Source organism: Tepidamorphus gemmatus (genome assembly GCF_004346195.1).
Classification (GTDB): Bacteria; Pseudomonadota; Alphaproteobacteria; order Rhizobiales; family Tepidamorphaceae; genus Tepidamorphus; species Tepidamorphus gemmatus.
Genome location: NZ_SMAK01000008.1, coordinates 85,866 through 103,605 on the forward strand (window position 1 = coordinate 85,866; position 17,740 = coordinate 103,605).

Annotated in this window: 16 protein-coding genes; 13 read left to right on the plus strand and 3 right to left on the minus strand. The window is 66.9% G+C overall.

Features of this window, described 5'->3' with window-relative positions:
• The first annotated feature begins 278 nt into the window (after positions 1–278).
• The 13 genes from EDC22_RS13305 (at position 279) to EDC22_RS13365 (ending at position 15,507) form a co-directional block, all read left to right on the plus strand.
• On the plus strand, positions 279–1,898 hold the full coding sequence (locus EDC22_RS13305) for an extracellular solute-binding protein (RefSeq protein WP_132807165.1): 1,620 nt from the start codon (positions 279–281) through the stop codon (positions 1,896–1,898).
• 136 nt (positions 1,899–2,034) lie between these two features.
• Positions 2,035–2,895, plus strand: a complete 861-nt coding sequence (locus EDC22_RS13310) for a carbohydrate ABC transporter permease (protein WP_132807166.1) — start codon at positions 2,035–2,037, stop codon at positions 2,893–2,895.
• Between the two features lie 59 nt (positions 2,896–2,954).
• Positions 2,955–3,860, plus strand: a complete 906-nt coding sequence (locus tag EDC22_RS13315; protein ID WP_132807246.1) for a carbohydrate ABC transporter permease — start codon at positions 2,955–2,957, stop codon at positions 3,858–3,860.
• Between the two features lie 3 nt (positions 3,861–3,863).
• The gene (locus EDC22_RS13320; RefSeq protein WP_132807167.1) at positions 3,864–4,943 is read left to right on the plus strand and encodes an ABC transporter ATP-binding protein; all 1,080 of its coding nucleotides are present in this window, start codon (positions 3,864–3,866) and stop codon (positions 4,941–4,943) included.
• Positions 4,944–4,948: 5 nt separating this feature from the next.
• A complete protein-coding gene (locus EDC22_RS13325; protein WP_132807168.1) occupies positions 4,949–6,031 on the plus strand; it encodes an ABC transporter ATP-binding protein in 1,083 nt (360 codons plus the stop codon).
• Positions 6,032–6,203: 172 nt separating this feature from the next.
• Positions 6,204–7,292 (plus strand): Gfo/Idh/MocA family protein, encoded by a 1,089-nt coding sequence (locus EDC22_RS13330; RefSeq protein WP_132807169.1) that lies wholly within the window; start codon positions 6,204–6,206, stop codon positions 7,290–7,292.
• A gap of 51 nt (positions 7,293–7,343) precedes the next feature.
• The gene (locus EDC22_RS13335) at positions 7,344–8,258 is read left to right on the plus strand and encodes a sugar phosphate isomerase/epimerase family protein (RefSeq protein WP_132807170.1); all 915 of its coding nucleotides are present in this window, start codon (positions 7,344–7,346) and stop codon (positions 8,256–8,258) included.
• A 269-nt stretch (positions 8,259–8,527) separates the two neighbouring features.
• Positions 8,528–9,715, plus strand: a complete 1,188-nt coding sequence (locus tag EDC22_RS13340) for an aldose 1-epimerase family protein (protein ID WP_132807171.1) — start codon at positions 8,528–8,530, stop codon at positions 9,713–9,715.
• Positions 9,712–10,509 carry an SDR family NAD(P)-dependent oxidoreductase gene (locus EDC22_RS13345; protein ID WP_207903781.1) on the plus strand — a complete coding sequence of 266 codons (798 nt, stop codon included), beginning with the start codon at positions 9,712–9,714 and terminating at the stop codon, positions 10,507–10,509. Before EDC22_RS13340 ends, EDC22_RS13345 begins: the two co-directional genes overlap by 4 nt.
• A gap of 276 nt (positions 10,510–10,785) precedes the next feature.
• Positions 10,786–11,979 (plus strand): CaiB/BaiF CoA transferase family protein, encoded by a 1,194-nt coding sequence (locus tag EDC22_RS13350; protein WP_132807172.1) that lies wholly within the window; start codon positions 10,786–10,788, stop codon positions 11,977–11,979.
• Positions 11,976–13,133 (plus strand): extracellular solute-binding protein, encoded by a 1,158-nt coding sequence (locus EDC22_RS13355; RefSeq protein ID WP_132807173.1) that lies wholly within the window; start codon positions 11,976–11,978, stop codon positions 13,131–13,133. The genes EDC22_RS13350 and EDC22_RS13355 overlap by 4 nt, the downstream gene beginning before the upstream one ends.
• A 76-nt stretch (positions 13,134–13,209) precedes the next feature.
• On the plus strand, positions 13,210–13,977 hold the full coding sequence (locus EDC22_RS13360) for an enoyl-CoA hydratase/isomerase family protein (protein ID WP_132807174.1): 768 nt from the start codon (positions 13,210–13,212) through the stop codon (positions 13,975–13,977).
• A 90-nt stretch (positions 13,978–14,067) separates the two neighbouring features.
• The gene (locus EDC22_RS13365; RefSeq protein WP_132807175.1) at positions 14,068–15,507 is read left to right on the plus strand and encodes an aldehyde dehydrogenase family protein; all 1,440 of its coding nucleotides are present in this window, start codon (positions 14,068–14,070) and stop codon (positions 15,505–15,507) included.
• 1 nt (position 15,508) lies between these two features.
• Here EDC22_RS13365 and EDC22_RS13370 read toward each other — a convergent pair whose 3' ends face one another.
• From EDC22_RS13370 to EDC22_RS13380, 3 genes are read right to left on the minus strand one after another with little or no spacing between them, the layout of a single operon-like run.
• On the minus strand, positions 15,509–15,901 hold the full coding sequence (locus EDC22_RS13370; protein WP_132807176.1) for an enoyl-CoA hydratase/isomerase family protein: 393 nt from the start codon (positions 15,899–15,901) through the stop codon (positions 15,509–15,511).
• A gap of 13 nt (positions 15,902–15,914) precedes the next feature.
• On the minus strand, positions 15,915–16,421 hold the full coding sequence (locus EDC22_RS13375; RefSeq protein WP_132807177.1) for a TRAP transporter small permease: 507 nt from the start codon (positions 16,419–16,421) through the stop codon (positions 15,915–15,917).
• Between the two features lies 1 nt (position 16,422).
• On the minus strand, positions 16,423–17,718 hold the full coding sequence (locus EDC22_RS13380; RefSeq protein ID WP_132807178.1) for a TRAP transporter large permease: 1,296 nt from the start codon (positions 17,716–17,718) through the stop codon (positions 16,423–16,425).
• Positions 17,719–17,740 lie beyond the last annotated feature (22 nt).

Sequence of the window (17,740 nt, forward strand, 5' to 3'; positions counted from 1 at the left end):
GGCCGGATGCGGCCGGGCGGGGCGTCGTTCGCCACCGCTGCCTCGGAACTCGCTGATTGAGCAGATGATTCCGGTTCGCTGGACGGTCAGCCGACGCCGCATGCGATTGGTTCGGCTGGTCGATGCGCCCGCCTCTGATGCCGTAACCCGTCTGTTGTCTGACGCGATATGCAGGCCAATTTGATGTGTCTGTTGACACGGCGGCATCATTATGCATCATAACCGATCATAAAACATCACGACGATGTTCGGGAGCAACGGTCCTAGGGAGGCTGGCCATGTCTGGTCGGGGTAAGTTCGACGCGTCGCGTCGCAGGCTGTTGAAGTCCGGTGCCGCTCTGGCAGCGACGGCTGCGGTCGGCATTGCGCCGCGGTTTCTCGGTCTCGGTCACGCCTATGCCGAGGGCACGCTGGCGCCCGGCATGGTGGGCGGCCCCTGGGGTTTTCCGGGTGCCGAGCGCTACCAGTATGGTCCCGACACGCCGGAGGGGCGTGCGATCGAGGGCCTGAAGGCGCTGAAGGGGGCCGGCAAGGCTCCCGACAAGATCGTCATGATGCTGTCCGAGGGCTCCGTCGGGCATCTCACCAAGGCCTATCCGGCCGAAGGACCGACGGTTAAGGAGGTCTTCGAGAAGGAGACCGGCATCACCATCGAGATCGTCGGTGTTCCGTCCGGTCAGGAATTCACCAAGACGATGCAGGACATCGCCACCAAGGCCGGCGGGCTCGACATCTACGCCGTCGAGTGGAACCGGCTGGGCGACCTGGCCGAGACCGGCGGTCTTGCCAATCTCGACGAGTTCGCCGAGCAGTACCGGCCCGAATGGGACGATCCGGAACGCGGTTACATGAATGGCGCCAAGGGCGTCAGCCTGCTCAACAAGTATCGCGGATCGATCTACGGCGTGTCGGTCGACGGCGACTTCCAGACCTGGATCGTCCGCAAGGATCTGTTCGAGGATCCGGCCGAGCAGAAGGCCTTCGAGGCCGAATATGGCTATCCGCTGCGTTATCCGCGCACCTTCGCCGAGCTCGACCAGATCGCCACCTTCTTCCATCGCCCGGACAAGGGCCTGTTCGGTTGCACCGACCTCAGGAACCAGGGCTGGGGCTACACCAACTGGTATCAGCGCTATGTCTCGCTCGGCACGCCGAACCGGATGCTGTTCGACCTCGAGGCCAATCCGCTGATCAATTCACCGGAAGGCGTCCAGGCCGCGACCGAATACGTCAAGAGTCTCAGCTACCATTCGCCCGACGCGATCTCCTGGGGCTGGCCGGAGCAGTACGGCAACATGGCGGAAGGCGGCGCGGCGATGACCTGCGCCTTCTCCAACATGCCGAAATTCCTCGACAACCCGGCCAATGCCGGATCCAAGGTCACCGGCAGGATGGATTCGATGCTGCCGCCTGGTCGCGAGCTCGATGGCCATCTGGTGCGCCGCAGCGTACTGTGGCTCAACCTCTCGGCCAGCGTCTCCTCCCAGTCGAAGCATCCGGAGGCTTGCTATCTGCTGCTGCAGTGGCTCGGCTCGAGCCGCATCTACTCGTGGATGACGGCGAACCCGGCGGGCTATTTCGATCCGTTCCAGCTCGCCAATTTCGACGATCCGCTGGTTCAGGAAACCTACCACAAGTATCAGGTGGACACGATCCGGGCGACGGCGGAGCGCAGCGTCCCGACGATCAACTATCCGGGCGCCACGGCCTTCCATAACGCGCTCGACGAGAACCTGGTGGCCGCCTGCACCGGCGCCAAGACCCCCGAGCAGGCGATGGAGGATACCGAGCGCGAGTGGAAGCGGATCGTCCGGCGGATCGGCGAGGACAAGCTCACCGACGCGATCCGGACCAATGCCGAGGCCTGGCCGACGGTTCTCGATCCGGTCGACGCCTGAACTGGCGAACCTCCCTCCCGAGGCAGCCTGGAGGCGGGCGGCGCGGCCAGTCCGTGCCGCCCCCTCCGAAATGGCGAGATGTGTTGATGAGCGTGCATGCATCAGACCGCAGCCTGTTACACCGGAGCCCTGTGCGATGACCGCGCGCCTCTGGCCCGAGATCGGCCGTTATGTCCTGATCTTTGCCGCACTGGCGATCACGCTGGTCCCGACGCTGTGGATGGTCTCGATGGCCTTCAAGCCGATCAGCGAATGGACTGCGAGCGGCGAGGCGCTGACCTGGTGGCCGAAGGAGCCGACGCTCGACAATTTCCGGTTCATCTTCGGCACGTCGAGTTCCGAACTCCTGGTCGCCCTGGAGAAGACCGCGTGGCGGCCGATCCTGGCCAGCCTGCTGTCGGCGACCTTCGGCACGATCATCGCAATGCTGTGCGGCACTGCCGCCGCCTATGCCGTGTCGCGCTTCCGGGTCGGTGGCAATCTGCCGCTGTCGCTGATCCAGCTCAGGATCTTCCCCCCGATGGCGGTGCTGATCCCGGTGATGATCATGTGGACGTTTCTCGATCTCACCGACACCTGGTGGGGGCTGGCGCTGATCTACGGCATCGTCACGCTGCCGTTCTCGTTCTGGCTGATGAAGACCTTCTTCGACGAGATGCCGCGCGAGATTGAGGAGGCGGCGCTGGTCGAGGGGTGCTCCAGGCTTCGGGTCTTCCTGAAGATCACCTTTCCGATGATGCTGGCGCCATTCGCGAGCTCTGCCCTGTTCGTCTTCATTCTCAACTGGTCCGACTATCTGATCGCGCTGCTGCTCACCACCAAGGACTGGGTGACGATCCCGGTCTACATGGCGAGCCTGTCCTCCTCGATGACCGGCCAGCTCTACGGCGCCAAGGCTGCGCTTGGGCTGATCGCGGCGCTGCCGCCGGTCATCCTCGGAATCGCCATCCAGCGCTACCTCGTCCGCGGCCTGACCTTCGGGGCGCTGAAGCAATGACCATGGAGATTGCCATGCGCGAACCGGGGAGCGAACCGGCGTCCCTGCGCGGGGGCCGGATGGCCGCGGCACCGGAGTCGCCGCTCGACGCGGAAGGCCGTCGGCTGGGGACGTGGATGGCGCTGCCGACGCAGATCCTGCTCGTCTTCATCGTGGTGTTTCCGCTGCTGATGCAGCTCTACATCTCGATGACCGACTGGTCGCCGCTCTATGGCGAGAGCTGGATCGACGCCTGGCGATCATGGAACGGCTTCGCCAACTACGTTGACGTGATGTCGGACAGCCGGTTCTGGTCGGCGCTCTGGCGCACGCTGCTCGTCATCCTCGTCTGCGTCCCTGCCCAGTTCCTGCTCGGCCTGGGTCTGGCCATCCTGTTCGTCGACGAGTTCCGGGGAAAGAGGCTGTTCTACTCGATCCTGCTGATCCCGATGATGGTCGTGCCCGCCGTCGCCGGCTACATGTTCTTCATGCTGTTCCAGTCGGGCGGCCCGATCAACGACATCCTGTCGGCGCTCACCGGAACACGGGTCAGCACCGCCTGGCTGTCCGATCCGACGCTTGCGCTGATCGCGGTGATGATCGCCGACATCTGGCAGTGGACACCGCTGATGTTCCTGATCCTGCTTGCCGGGCTGATCGGCGTGCCGGAAGACCAGCTCAAGGCGGCGACCCTGCTCGGCGCCTCGTGGTGGCAGCGTTTCACCACGATCATGCTGCCGCGGATCCGCACGGTGATCGTCATCGCGCTGGTGATCCGCACGGTCGAGATCTTCAAGATCTTCGACAATCTCTACATCATGACCGGCGGCGGGCCGGGCGTCGCCACCGAGACCATCTCCGTCTACATCTACAAGGTGACGCTGCAGAACCTGGAATGGTCCTATGTGGCGACGATCGCCCTGATCATCCTGGTCTCGCTCAGCGTGATCACCGCCTTCGGCCTGAAGCTGATGGAGCGGAGGTGAGCGATGGCGGCGATCACGCTCTCCGGCCTGACCAAGCAGTTCGGCACGTTCACGGCGCTAAAGTCGCTCGACCTGACCATCGGCGACAAGGAGTTCGTTGCCCTGCTCGGGCCGTCTGGCTGCGGCAAGTCGACCACGATGAATATCATCGCCGGCATGGAGACGCCGACCGCCGGTAGCGTCCGCTTCGACGACCGCGACATGACGGGCGTTCCGATGGGCGAGCGCGGCGTCGGCTTCGTCTTCCAGAACTACGCGATCTTCACCCACATGACGGTCTTCGACAACCTTGCCTACGGCCTCAAGGTCCGCAGGCTGCCGCAGGCCGAGATCGACGCGCGGGTGCGGCAGGTCGCGGAACTTCTCGGTCTGGTGCCCTTTCTCAAGCAGAAGTCGGCCGGCCTCTCCGTCAACATCCTGCAACGGCTTGCCATCGGCCGCTCCGCTGCCATCAATCCGCAGATCTTCCTGCTCGACGAGCCGCTGTCCAATGTCGATGCGGCGTTCCGCGCGGTGATGCGCACCGAGCTGAAGCACCTTCAGCGCGAGTTCGGCCAGACCATGGTCTACGTCACCCACGACCAGCTCGAGGCGATGACCATGGCCGACCGCATCGCGGTGATGGACCACGGCGTGTTGCAGCAGGTCGGCTCGCCGATCGAAGTCTACAACAATCCGATCAACACCTTCGTCGCCCGCTTCCTCGGGGCGCCCAGCATGAACCTCGTGCCGGGGCGGCTCACCGGCACGGGCGATGCCGTCGTCGTCGAGCTGGACGGTCTCGGCGCGCTGCCGGCGCCGCGCGTTGCGGCGACCTCCGCCGACGTGCTGTTCGGCATCCGCCCCGAGGATGTCGCGATCGTTCCCGTCGATGCTCCCGGAGCGCTGCCAATGGAGGTGGTGTTCGTCGAACGCATCGGTCCCCGGACGATCCTGCATCTGGCCGCTGCCGGCCATCAGCTCAAGGCGGTGGAGGGCAACGGCTATCCCGTGAGCATCGGCGAGCGTCTTGCCATTCGTCCCGATCCGGCGCGCGTCCGCCTGTTCGACCGGGCGAGCGGGCTGGCGCTGAGCGCGGAGTAGGGCGCATGGCACGCATCGCGTTCGTCAATGTCACCAAGCGCTTCGGCGAGACGGTCGCCGTCGACGACATTTCCTTCGAGGTGGCCGACAACGAGTTCTTCTGCATCTTCGGTCCGCCGACGAGCGGCAAGTCCACCATCCTGAGGCTGCTGCTCGGGCTCGAGACGCCGGATTCGGGCGACATCCTGATCGACGGTCGCTCGGTGCTCGGCGAGGGCCCCGCGCGGCGCAACATCGCCATGGTGTTCCAGAACCTGGCGCTGTTTCCGCACATGAGCGCGGGCGACAATGTCCGCTTCCCGCTCGTGGAGCGGAAGGTCTCGGCGGCGGCGATCGCCGCCCGTGTCGAGGCGGTCGCGGCCAAGCTGCATATCGCGCACATCCTCCACAAGATGCCGGCCCAGCTGTCAGGCGGCGAGCGCCAGCGTGTCGCCATCGCCCGCGCGCTGGTGCGCGAGCCGGTGGCCTATCTGATGGACGATCCGATCTCCGCTCTCGACGCGCGGCTGCGCGAAGAGACGCGGGTGGAGCTGAAACGCATCCAGCGCGAACTCGGCCAGACGCTCATCTATGTCACCCACGACCAGGAGGAGGCAATGTCGGTCGCCGACCGCATGGCGATCCTGGAACAGGGCAAGGTCCGCCAGATCGACCGACCCGAGGCGATCTATGACCGTCCGGCAAGCCGCTATGTCGCCCGTCTGGTCGGCTCGCCGCCGATCAACCTGTTGCCGGGCCGCGTGCGCGAGGGCCGTTTCGAGAGCGAGGACGGCAGGCTCACGCTGCCGCTCGGCCGTGGCCCGATCGATCATGCCGCGCCGGTCGATCTCGGCGTCCGGCCCGAGGATGTCGAGATCTTGGCGCCCGAGACCGACGGCGCGGCGACGGCGGCCGTCTACGAGGTCGAGCCGCTCGGCGGCTTCACCGTCGTCGACGTCGAGTTCTCGGGCCAGGTGCTGCGCGCCATGGTCCGCGGCCAGCCGCGGCTGAAGCCGAAGGAGCCGGTTGGCCTCACCATCCGGCCCGAGCGGGTGCATCTGTTCGCCCGCGACACGGGCGCCGCCCTGTTCCGGGAGGCGCGGGGATGAGGAGCTGGGACACACGATCCTGTCGGCATCATCGCGGCCCGGGCGTCGCCCAGGAGCCGGGATCGCGACGCTGCCGGCGGATGATCCATCACGATCCCGGATCGGCCTGCGGCCGTCCGCGATGACGACAGAGCAAGCCAGGACAAGAACCAGCCCAGGGAGTAACGACAACATGGCCGACAGCATGGGCTTTCATCCGGACCCCGAGGTGCGCACGCGCGATCTGGCGATCGGCTGCATCGGCGCCGGCATGATCATGGCGGAGTGTCATCTGGCCGCCTACAGGCAGGCCGGCTTTCCGGTCGCCGCCATCGCCTCGCGCACCAGGGCCAATGCCGCGAAGGTCGCCGAGCGCTGGGGCATCGGCAAGGTCCACGACACGCCGCAGGCGCTGATCGAGGATCCGGCGATCGAGATCCTCGACATCGCCTTTCCGCCGGATCAGCAGCCGGATCTGATCCGGCACGCGCTGAAGCAGCCGCACATCAAGGGTATCCTCGCCCAGAAGCCGCTGTCGCTGACGCTCGCCGAGGCGATCGCGCTCAGGGACGAGGCGAAGGCGGCCGGCAAGGTCCTCTCCGTCAACCAGAACATGCGCTACGACCAATCGATGCGCGTGCTCAAGGAGATCCTCGACCGGGGCGACCTCGGAACCCCGGTCTTCGCGCAGATCGACATGCATGCCATCCCGCACTGGCAGACCTTCCTCGAGGGCTACGACCGGCTGACGCTCGCCAACATGAGCGTCCACCACCTCGATGTGCTGCGTTTCCTGTTCGGTGATCCCGACGAGATCTTCACGACCACCCGCAAGGATCCGCGCACCCGCTTCGAGCATACCGACGGCATCACCCTCTCGACGCTGAAGTTTCCCTCCGGCCTGTTGGCGCTGTCGCTCGAGGATGTCTGGTCCGGCCCTCGCCAGGAGGGCTACCGCGACGACCAGTACATCGGCTGGCGTGTCGAGGGTACCGACGGCGTCGCCAAGGGTACGATCGGCTGGCCGACCGGTACCGCCTCGACGCTCACCTATGCCTCGACCAGGACGACCGGCGGCGAATGGGTGACGCCGAGCTGGGACACCATGTGGTTCCCGCACGCCTTCATCGGCGTGATGGAGCAGCTTCAGCACGCCGTGAAGACCGGGACGCCGCCGGCCCTCACCGTCGCGGACAACGTCAAGACCGTGGCGCTGATCGAGGCCGGCTACCGCTCGATGGCCGAGAACCGGCCAGTGAAGCTTTCCGAGATCCCGGTCTGAATCGGACCACTCACACCGAACACACCGACACACCAAGGGAGACCTGACGCCATGATGCAGGTGGGCATTTTCACCGGATACTTCCCCTACGGCCTCGAGGAGACCGCGAAGCGGATCCGCGCGCTCGGCTTCAACACCGTCCAGCTCGACATGCATTTCAAGGATATCGACGTCTCGGCCGGACAGATCACCAAGGAAAAGTGCGTGCGGATCCGCGAGACCTTCCGTGATCACGACCTGCCGATCTGCTGCATCTCCGGCTACACGAACATCGTCCACCCGGACAAGGCGGAGCGCGAGAAGCGGGTCGGCTATCTGAAGGAGATCATCCGCCACGCCCGCCTGCTCGGCACGCCCTATGTCATTTCCGAGACGGGCACCTTCAACACCGAGAGCGACTGGGTTCACCACCCGAAGAACAAGACCGAGGAAGGGTTCGAGGAGTGCCGCAAGGTCATCGCCGATCTCGCCCAGCACGCCTATGACCACGGCGCGGTGTTCCTGCTCGAGACCTATGTCAACAACGTCGTCGGATCCGTCGAGGAGACGGTGCGGATGTTCGCGCAGGTCGATCATCCCGGTCTCGGCCTGCTGATGGATCCGACCAACTACTTCGAGACCCACAACATCGACAACATGGACAAGGTCCTGAACCAGGTCTTCGACACGCTGTCCGACAAGATCAAGATCGCCCATGCCAAGGACGTCAAGCGCTCGGGCGACGACAAGTCGGAGAAGCACGCCGACATCGGCGACGACGATGCACTCGAGTCGCACACCTTCCGCGGCGTCGGCGAGATCGAGCTGCCGGCACCGGGTCTCGGTTCGCTCAACTACGACCTCTACCTGAAGCGCCTCTCCGAGAAGCATCCGAACATCTCCGTGATCATCGAGCATCTCGACGAGGCCGACGTGCCGCGCGCCAAGAAGTTCCTCGACGGCAAGCTGAGGGCGAACGGGCTTTGAGGACCAACGGGCAGATCGATCCGCGCGTCATCCCGGGCGGCCGCAGGCCGATCCGGGAGCGGGATGCCCGACAGGGCGCGCAATCCCGAGCATGGCTCCTCGCCTCGTTGCGGCCGGGATGACGCAGGTTTCGCGTTCGCGGCGCTGGCGTCCCGCGACCCGTCAGCCCCGGCCTCGGTCCGCGGGGCCGCTGAGGACGTGACAGCTGCCGGGATTGTCGAGGGCGAGGGGGGCCGCGGCGAGGCGTAACGAGTACTGGAGACGTCGACATGGTGAAGCTTTATGGGCGTGCGATGTCGCGGCGCGACGTCGCCCGCCACGCAGGAATGCTGTCCCAGTTTGCAGGCGTCCGTCTGATGACGCTGGGCGACGGCGTGGAGCGCGGCATCCGCATGCTGGAATTCCGGACCGGTACCGGCTTGCGGTTCACGGTGCTGGTCGACCGGGCGCTCGACGTTGCCGACTGCGAGTTTCGGGGGGCGGCGATCGGCTGGCATTCGCCGGCGGGATTCCGCCATCCCGCCCTGCACGAGTACGAGGGCGAGGGCGGCCTTGCCTGGTTGCGGTCGTTCTCCGGGCTGATGGTCACCTGCGGGCTCGATCACACGCTGTTCATGGATTCCGATCCGGCCGACCATTACGTCTACGGCCCGCGCAAGAGCGTCGACAGTTCCCTGCACGGACGGATCGGCACGATCCCGGGCCGGCTCACCGGCTATGGCGAGAGCTGGGACGGCGATGACTGCACGCTCTGGTGCGAGGGCATCGTCCAGCAATCCACCGTGTTCGGCGAGGACCTGCACCTGATCCGCCGGATCGAGGCGAAGGTCGGGGCGAACGAGTTCGTCCTGAAGGACCGGGTGGTCAATCACGGCTTCTACGACACCCCGCACATGTTCCTCTACCACATCAATGTCGGCCATCCGGTGCTGGCGGAAGGCAGCCGATATCTGGCGCCGATCCGCAAGACCGTGTGGGCGGCCCATGCCGGCGACAACTACCGCCGGCAGGGCGTCGGCTATCGGACGCTGCCCGCCCCCCGGTCGAATTTCCACGAGCAGGTCTGGGAGCACGAGATGTCCGCGGACGCCGACGGCAAGGTGCCTGTCGCGCTGGTCAACGACAGCTTCGACGGCGGCCGCGGCCTCGGCTTCCTTGTCGAGACCGCCAAGGCCGAGTTCCCGGCCCATTTCGAGTGGCAGAACCTTCAGGAGGGGCAGTATGCCCTCGGCATCGAACCCTCCACCAACCATGTGCTCGGCAAGCCGTTCGCACGCGAGCGCGGCGAGCTGATCCGTCTCTCCCACGGCGAGGAGCGGCGCTACACGACCCGCTTCGCCGTGCTCGACGGCGCGGACGAGATCGCTGCCGCCGAGGCGCGGATCCGAGCCATAGCCGGTCAGCCCGACGAGGATTACCCGGTGCCGACCGGCGAATGGGAGGCAATCGGCCGATGAACGTCAACGCGGTGACCGGCGATGCTCCGGTCTGGGAGGCGAGCATGGATTTTTCGGGCAGGACCGTCCTTCTGACCGGCGGCGCCGGCGGGCTCGGCATCGACATCGCGCTTGCCTTTGCCGATGCGGGCGCGAGGGTGATTGCCCTCGACATCCGCGACGATCGCGGCGCCGATCTCCTCTCCCGCGCCGTCGGCACGACCGGCGAGGTGCTCTACGAGCATGTCGATCTCTCGCAGCTCGACGCGCTGCCGGGCGAACTCGACCGCATTGTCTCGGCGCATGGCCCGGTCGACATCCTGATCAACAACGCCGCGATCTATCCGGCGAGGCCGTTCGATGAGTACACGGTCGAGGACTACCGCGCCGTCCAGGCGGTCAATGTCGATGCCCATGTGCAGTGCATGCTGTCGCTGGCGCCAGGCATGCGGGCGCGCGGCTGGGGGCGCATCATCAATGTCGCCTCGATCACCTTCTATGGCGGCTGGGACAAGCTGTTCCCCTATGTCGCCTCGAAGGGGGCGCTGGTGGGACTGACCCGCGCCTGGGCGCGCGAACTCGGCCCCTTCGGCATCACTGTCAATGCGATCGCGCCGGGCGCCTTCCCCACCGACGCGGAGAAGATCCACCCCGATCCCGAGGGATATGCCCGCTTCGTGCTGGAGCATCAGTCGCTGAAGCGCCGCGGGTCGCCGCGCGACATCGCCGGCACGATGATGTTCCTCGCCTCCGACTACTCGGCCTTCATCACCGGCCAGACCCTCAATGTCGACGGCGGCTGGGTGATGAAGTGACATGGGGCGGAGTGCCGGTCGGATGGCTCCATGCCCGACCCGCGCGCGGCACGGGCCACCGGTTCCCGCGAGGGGAGAGGGTATCCGTGGCGATGCACCGGCCATGCAACCCGACCCCCATGGGAAGACGCGGCACCGTGTCCGGGCTCGCACGATACCCTCTCCCCCTGCAGGAGGGGGTTGGCCCGAACGGTCGGCGTGAGCGGCCGCGAGCCGTACGACAGCAAGTTTGGGGCGCCTCGCCGCTCGTCACGTCAGGTTTCGAGGATGAATGAAATGGGCGTACTTTCCGGCTACCGGGTTCTGGACTGCTCGATCGCCATGGCCGGTCCGTTCGCGGCGCAGCGCATGGGCGATCTGGGCGCTGACGTCATCAAGGTCGAGCCCGTCACCGGCGAGTGGCAGCGCCACACGGCGGCGGGCGGCGCGCGCGGCAATCGCATCAACGTCTCGTTCCTGTCGCTGAACCGAAACAAGCGCAGCCTCGCGGTTGACCTCAAGCGTCCGGAAGGCAGGCAGATCCTGCTCGACCTGGTGAAGACCGCCGACGTCTTCCTGCAGAATTACCGTCCCGGCGTCGCCGAGCGCCTCGGCGTCGACTACGGGACGCTGTCGGCGATCAATCCGCGCCTCGTCTACGTATCCATGTCGGGCTATGGTGAGGATGGACCCTACCGCGACAGGCCGGGTCAGGACCTGATCCTGCAGGGCATGAGCGGCGCGATGCTGTCGGCGGGCCGCGAGGGGGAGCCACCGACGCCGGCCGGGCAGTTCCTGGTCGATGCCGTTACCGCCTATACGGCCTTCGAGGCGGCGCTCGCCGCGCTGTTGCACCGCGAGCGCACCGGAGAAGGGCAGCGCGTCGATGTCAACATGCTCGATGCCATCACCACCCTGCAGATGCAGGAACTGTCGGTGTTCACCATCGCCGGCAAGCCGCAGACCCGTTCGGCCGAGCCGCACGCCCACGTCTATATCCGCGCGCCCTATGGCGCCTTCGCCACCAGCGACGGCTACATCATCGTCGCCTTCCCGCCGTTGCGGAAACTCGGCGAGGTGATCGGCGAGCCATCCTTCCTGACGATGAATGACGAGACCGACGGCTGGACGCGGCGCGACGAGATTTTTGCCAAGACCCGCGAGAAGCTGAAGGAGCGCTCCAGCGCGGACTGGCTGAAGCTGTTCGCCGAGGCCGACATCTGGGCGGGCCCGGTCTATGGCTATGCCGAGCTGGTCGACGACCCGCAGATCCGCCACAACGGCACCTTCGTCGAGTACGATCACCCGACAGAGGGCCGGGTGAAGATGCCGGGCTTCCCGTTCCGCATGTCGAAGACGCCCGCCCGCGTCTATCGCGGTGCGCCGGTCGTCGGCGAGGATACGCGGCAGATCCTGCGGGAGATCGGTTACGACGAGGCCCGCATCGACTCGCTGTTGGCCGAGACGGTCGTCGCCGAGGAAAGACCGTGAGCGCGCCGCACTATCTCGGACTGACCTGGGATCATCCGCGCGGCTACAACGCGCTGGCCGCCGCCGCGGCGGCCCTCGATCCGGTTCGCGACGGACTGTCCATCGCCTGGTCGAGGCAGCCGCTCGAGGGTTTCGAATCCCACCCCATCGATGATCTCGCGGCCCGATTCGACATCGTGGTGATCGATCACCCCCATGTCGGCGAGGCAGTCGCCAAGGACTGCTTCTTCGCGCTCGAGGATCTGTTCGCAGCGGCGGAGATCGCCGGCTGGTCCACCGCCACCATCGGCCCCTGCCTGTTGAGCTACCGCTATGCCGGACGCCACTGGGCGCTGCCGCTCGATGCCGCGACACAGGTCATGGCCTGCCGGCCTGAGCGGCTTGACGAAGCCTTGCCGCGGACCTGGGACGAGGTGGTCACCGTCGCCAGGCGCAGACCGGTCGCCCTGTCGCTCGCGGGGCCCCATGCGATCCTCTCGTTCATGAGCCTGTGCGTGGCGCTGGGCGAGCCGCCGGCGAGCCGTGATCCGGGACGCTTCGTGTCGGCGGAAACGGGCACGGCCGCCCTCGAGATCATGGCAGCCCTCGCCGCGACGACGCCGGACTGGACGAAGCCGCTCAACCCGATCGGTCTGCTCGAGGCCATGGCACAGGACGCGGATCTGGCGCTCGTGCCGCTGGTCTACGGCTATGTCAACTATGCTGCGCCGGCCGATCCCGCCCGTCTTGCCGTCCGCTTCGCCGACGCCCCGGTGGTCGCGGGGGTCGGGCGACCCGGCTCGACGCTCGGCGGTACCGGCATCGCCGTCAGCCGCCGGGCCGAGGTAACGCCGGCGCTGCTCGACCATCTGCGCTGGCTGATGTCGAGCGAGACCCAGACGGCGTTCATCCCTGCCCATGACGGCCAGCCGAGCCGGCGCGACGCCTGGGCCGACGCCGCGGTCAACGCCCGCTGGGGCGGGTTCTACCGCGACACCGCCGCGACGCTGGAGGCGGCCTGGGTGCGGCCGCGCTTCCACGGATACATCCCGTTCCAGACGCGGGCCTCGGCCATCCTGCGCGAGGCGCTGAGCGCTCGCACACCCGCAGCTGCGACGCTGGCAAGGCTTCAGGACGCCTATGCCGCCGCCCGACCGGACGGAGCGGAAATATGAGGAGCACGACCACGGCTTTCCTCGTCCCGGCGCCAGCCTGTGACGGCATCTTGGCGCTGATGCAGGAGACAGACACATGGACACCGTAACCCTCGACGTCGACGGCCATGTCGCCGTCATCACCCTGAATCGGGCCGACAAGCTCAACGCCATGACGCCGGAGATGACCGACGCCCTGCGCCGACATGTCGCGGCGGTCAACGGTGACGATGACGTCCGCGCGGTGGTGCTGACCGGAGCGGGGCAGAAGGCGTTCTGCGCCGGCAGCGACATTCGCGAACTCGATGCCTATCCGACGGCCTGGTCGTTCCGCGGCCGGCCGGACTATTGCGATGCGGTGCGCAGCCTGACCAAGCCGTCGATCGCCGCGGTCAATGGCTACGCGTTCGGCGGCGGGCTGGAGATGGCGCTGTCCTGCGACATCCGCATCGCCTCGGCCAATGCCCGCTTCGCTGCTCCCGAGATCAAGCTCGGTTGGATCGGCGGCGGCGGCATGACCGCGCTGCTCGCCCATTCGATCGGTCCGTCGAATGCCGCACTGATGGTGATGACCGGCGATCCGATCGCTGCCGAGCGGGCTCTGTCCTGGGGGCTCATCAGCGAGATCGTCGAGCCCGACATGCTGATCGGACGGGCCCGCGAGATTGCCGCCACCATCGCCAGCCGCGCCCCGATCGCGGCGGAGACTGCCAAGCTCAACCTCAAGGCCGCCTTCGCCATGCCGCTCGAAAACGCCATCCAGTACGAGCGCGACCTTCAGACCGTGTGCTTCGCCACCGAGGACGCGGCCGAGGGCCGGCGTGCCTTCAAGGAAAAGCGACCGCCGGTATTCCGCAGGCGTTGACGAAAGCGCCCTCGCGCGGTCTCTTGCCGCGCGAACGGAACGGTCGCCGCGCATCGGCGACCGCCGCATTCCATCACCAAGGAGACCGAAGTGACGGCGAGACACGACAACCTGATCGGTGGCAAGTGGGTTCAGGGCAGCGAATACGCGCCGAATGTCAATCCGTCCGACCTGAGCGACATCGTCGGCGAGTACGCGCGCGCCACTGCTGCTGACACCCATGCCGCGATCGCGGCGGCGAAGGATGCGCTGCACGCCTGGTCGCGCTCCACCCCGCAGCAGCGCTTCGACCTGCTCGACGCCGCCGGCACCCGCATCCTCGCCGAGAAGGAGCGGCTCGGCCGGCTGCTGTCGCGCGAGGAGGGCAAGACCCTGGCCGAAGGTATCGGAGAGGCGGCCCGTGCCGGTCAGATCTTCAAGTTCTTCGCCGGCGAGGCGCTGCGCTCGGGCGGCGAGGCGATCACCTCCGTCAGGCCCGGTGTCGGCATCGAGATCACCCGCGAGGCAGTTGGCGTGGTCGGCCTGATCACGCCCTGGAACTTCCCGATCGCCATCCCCGCCTGGAAGATCGCGCCGGCGCTTGCCTGGGGCAACACGGTGGTGCTGAAGCCGGCCGACCTCGTACCCGGATCGGCCCATGCGCTGGTGGAGATCCTGGTCGATGCCGGCCTGCCTGCCGGCGTGCTCAATCTGGTGATGGGGCGTGGATCGGTCGTCGGCGAGGCGATCATCGGCTCGCCCGACGTCAACGCGATCAGCTTCACTGGCTCCGTCCAGACCGGCAAGCGCATTGCGCTTGCCTGCGCCGAGAGCGGCAAGAAGCTGCAGATGGAGATGGGCGGCAAGAACCCGCTGGTCGTCCTCGACGACGCCGACCTCGATGTCGCGGTCGGCGCTGCCGTCAACGGTGCCTTCTTCTCCACCGGCCAGCGTTGCACCGCCTCCTCGCGGCTGATCGTCACCGAGAAGATTCACGACCGCTTCGTCGAGGCGATGACGGCGAAGCTCAAGACCCTGAGGATCGACAACGCGCTCAAGCAGGGCACGGACATCGGACCGGTCGTCGACGAGAAGCAGCTCGAGCAGGATCTGCGCTACATCGCGCTGGCCCGTGAGGAGGGCTGCGAGGTGATCGGCGGCGAGCGGCTCAACCGCGAGACCGAAGGCTACTATCTTGCGCCCGCGCTCCTGGTCGGCGCCAACAACCGGATGCGCACCAGCCGCGAGGAGATCTTCGGCCCCGTCGCCAGCGTCATCAAGGTCGGTGATTACGACGAGGCCCTCGCGGTCGCGAACGATACCGACTTCGGGCTGTCCGCGGGCATCTGCACCACCTCGCTGAAATACGCCTCGCACTTCAAGCGCAACGCAGAGGCCGGCATGGTCATGGTCAATCTGCCGACGGCGGGCGTCGACTATCATGTTCCCTTCGGCGGCCGGAAAGGCTCCTCGCACGGACCGCGCGAACAGGGCGCCTATGCGCGCGAGTTCTACACCACGGTCAAGACCGCCTACACGCTGGCCGGGTAGATCAGGCCGGCTGGATCGGGCCGGGTAGACCGGCCCGGTCCGCACGGCCGGTATCATCATCGGCGTCATCGCGCCGGGGCCTCGTGCGGATGGGGATCGCGCCGGCGCAGGTCTCCTGCAGGGCGGAGCATTCCGCGATGTCCCGCGCCGCCCCCTGCACATCGAGCTCGCCGCCGGAGATGTCGAGCCCGGCGCAGACGCCGCGACCCGAGCCGGAGAGGATCGCCACGCCGACGGTCGGATCCTCGCCGATTTCCTGCAACAGCGTCGCGAGATGCCGCATCCCGGCCCGGGTCATCGCGGTCAGCCGTTGCGGGCGGTCGTGGCGCAGCATGGCCATGCGGTCGGTGGCGCGCTCGAACACCGCATCGCCACGCGGATCGGGTCGTGTCACCGGTGATGTCCTCTCAGTCGGCGGCCAGGACCGAGCGCAGCTCGCGCAGCATCAGCCGCACGATCTCGATCAGCATCAGCCCGAACGAAATCGGCGCCATCATCACCACCGGCCAGGCCGGCCAGTAGCCGGTGCCGATCTGCAACTGCCGGCCGCTGTCGATCGCCACCAGCGTGAACTTGCCCGCATACCAGAGCACGATCGCATAGACGGCCGCCTCGACAAGGAGCACGAAGGCCGAGATCGCCTTGCCGAGCGGTCCCGGCGCCAGGCTCGACAGCACCTCGAGACGCGGAAAGGCGCCCTCGCGGTGCGCCAGCGGCAGGCCCCAGAACACCATCAGCGGAAACAACGCCGCCTCGATCATGTTGTAGCCGCCGGGCACGAGATCGGCACCGAGCACGTAGCGGCCATAGACGGTGACGACCGTCAGGATCAGGATGGCGAACAGGCACAGACCGCCGCCGATGGCGGCGAGCGACCACTGGATGTGCTCGAAGGCGCGCAACAGTCCCCGCATCTTACTGGATCCTGCTCGGCAGCCAGGTCACCACGGCCGGGAACTCGATCATCACGGCCGACACGACGATCGCCGCGACCAGGGCGAACAGCCCGGTTCGGTTGAAGATCGGCGCCACCGGATGACGTGCGGCGGCGCAGGCGGCATAGGTGGACAGGCCGACCGGGGGCGTGAGCAGGCCGAGCGAGATCATGAAGCAGGCCATGACGCCGAACCACAGCAGGTCGACCTGGGCTGCGGCCAGCACCGGCATGATGATCGGGATCAGCAGCACCATGACAGCCGCCGATTCCAGGAACAGCCCGAACACGAAGAAGGCGAGGAGCAGGAGCGTCACCAGCAGGCTCGGGCTTGCCAGCAGAGGCTCCAACAGTGCGAGCAGCTCGCGCGGCGCCCGCGAGAGCGACAGGAACCGCCCGAAGATCTGGGCGCCGATGACGATGATCATCAGCATCGACGTGACCTTCACCGAATCGACCAACGCAGCGGCGATGTCGCGCAGGCCGATCCGACGCATCGCCAGCATGCCGATCAGGGCGACGAAGGCGCCGACCGCGCCGGCTTCGGCCGCGGTGATGATCCCGCCATAGATGCCGCCGAACACCACCGTCATCAGCGCCAGCACGAACACGAAGGCGGCGAGGCTTTGCGGCGAGACGGCGGTCGCCTCCATCGTCGGCGAGGCATCACGGTCGGTTTCGCCGAACAGATAGAGGCAGGCGATATAGACGAGGATGCACAGCACGCCGGGCAGCATCGCCCCGATGAACAGGTGTCCGACCGGCACCAGCGTCAGCGAGCCGTAGAGGATCATGATGATCGAGGGCGGGATGATCGCCGACAGCGAGCCGGCGACGGCGGATAGCGCGATCGAGAACCGTCGCGTGTAGCCGACCGCCTGCAGCTGCGGCGCCGCCATGGTGGCGAGCGCCGCCGCAGTGGCGGCGCCGGACCCCGACACCGCGCCGAGCAGCCCGCCCGAGATGATGGTGGCCGCGCCGAGCGGGAAGCGCCGTCGGCCGGCGAGGCGGTAGCCCACCCGGAACAGGTCCTCCACCACCCGCCCGCGCAGCAGGAACTGCGCCATCAGCAGATAGAGCGGAATGATCGACAGCGAGTACGAGGAGGCGGTCGCGATGATGTCGGGCGCAAGCAGCCCGTCGAACAGCCGCGTTCCGCGCATCAGCCACATGCCGAGGATGCCGGTGCCGAGCAGTACGGTCGCGACATTCTGACCGAGCACCAGGAACACACCGAACCAGGCGGTCGCGAACAGCAGGGCCTCGTGCGTCGGCATGCAGGACCTCTCCAAATCCGGC

What these genes read in the sequence shown, in the direction of transcription:
- EDC22_RS13305 (WP_132807165.1), top strand. Translation starts at nt 279, where the DNA reads ATGTCTGGTCGGGGTAAGTTCGACGCGTCGCGTCGCAGGCTGTTGAAG.
- EDC22_RS13310 (WP_132807166.1), top strand. Translation starts at nt 2,035, where the DNA reads ATGACCGCGCGCCTCTGGCCCGAGATCGGCCGTTATGTCCTGATCTTT.
- EDC22_RS13315 (WP_132807246.1), top strand. Translation starts at nt 2,955, where the DNA reads ATGGCCGCGGCACCGGAGTCGCCGCTCGACGCGGAAGGCCGTCGGCTG.
- EDC22_RS13320 (WP_132807167.1), top strand. Translation starts at nt 3,864, where the DNA reads ATGGCGGCGATCACGCTCTCCGGCCTGACCAAGCAGTTCGGCACGTTC.
- EDC22_RS13325 (WP_132807168.1), top strand. Translation starts at nt 4,949, where the DNA reads ATGGCACGCATCGCGTTCGTCAATGTCACCAAGCGCTTCGGCGAGACG.
- EDC22_RS13330 (WP_132807169.1), top strand. Translation starts at nt 6,204, where the DNA reads ATGGCCGACAGCATGGGCTTTCATCCGGACCCCGAGGTGCGCACGCGC.
- EDC22_RS13335 (WP_132807170.1), top strand. Translation starts at nt 7,344, where the DNA reads ATGATGCAGGTGGGCATTTTCACCGGATACTTCCCCTACGGCCTCGAG.
- EDC22_RS13340 (WP_132807171.1), top strand. Translation starts at nt 8,528, where the DNA reads ATGGTGAAGCTTTATGGGCGTGCGATGTCGCGGCGCGACGTCGCCCGC.
- EDC22_RS13345 (WP_207903781.1), top strand. Translation starts at nt 9,712, where the DNA reads ATGAACGTCAACGCGGTGACCGGCGATGCTCCGGTCTGGGAGGCGAGC.
- EDC22_RS13350 (WP_132807172.1), top strand. Translation starts at nt 10,786, where the DNA reads ATGGGCGTACTTTCCGGCTACCGGGTTCTGGACTGCTCGATCGCCATG.
- EDC22_RS13360 (WP_132807174.1), top strand. Translation starts at nt 13,210, where the DNA reads ATGGACACCGTAACCCTCGACGTCGACGGCCATGTCGCCGTCATCACC.
- EDC22_RS13375 (WP_132807177.1), bottom strand. Translation starts at nt 16,421, where the DNA reads ATGCGGGGACTGTTGCGCGCCTTCGAGCACATCCAGTGGTCGCTCGCC.
- EDC22_RS13380 (WP_132807178.1), bottom strand. Translation starts at nt 17,718, where the DNA reads ATGCCGACGCACGAGGCCCTGCTGTTCGCGACCGCCTGGTTCGGTGTG.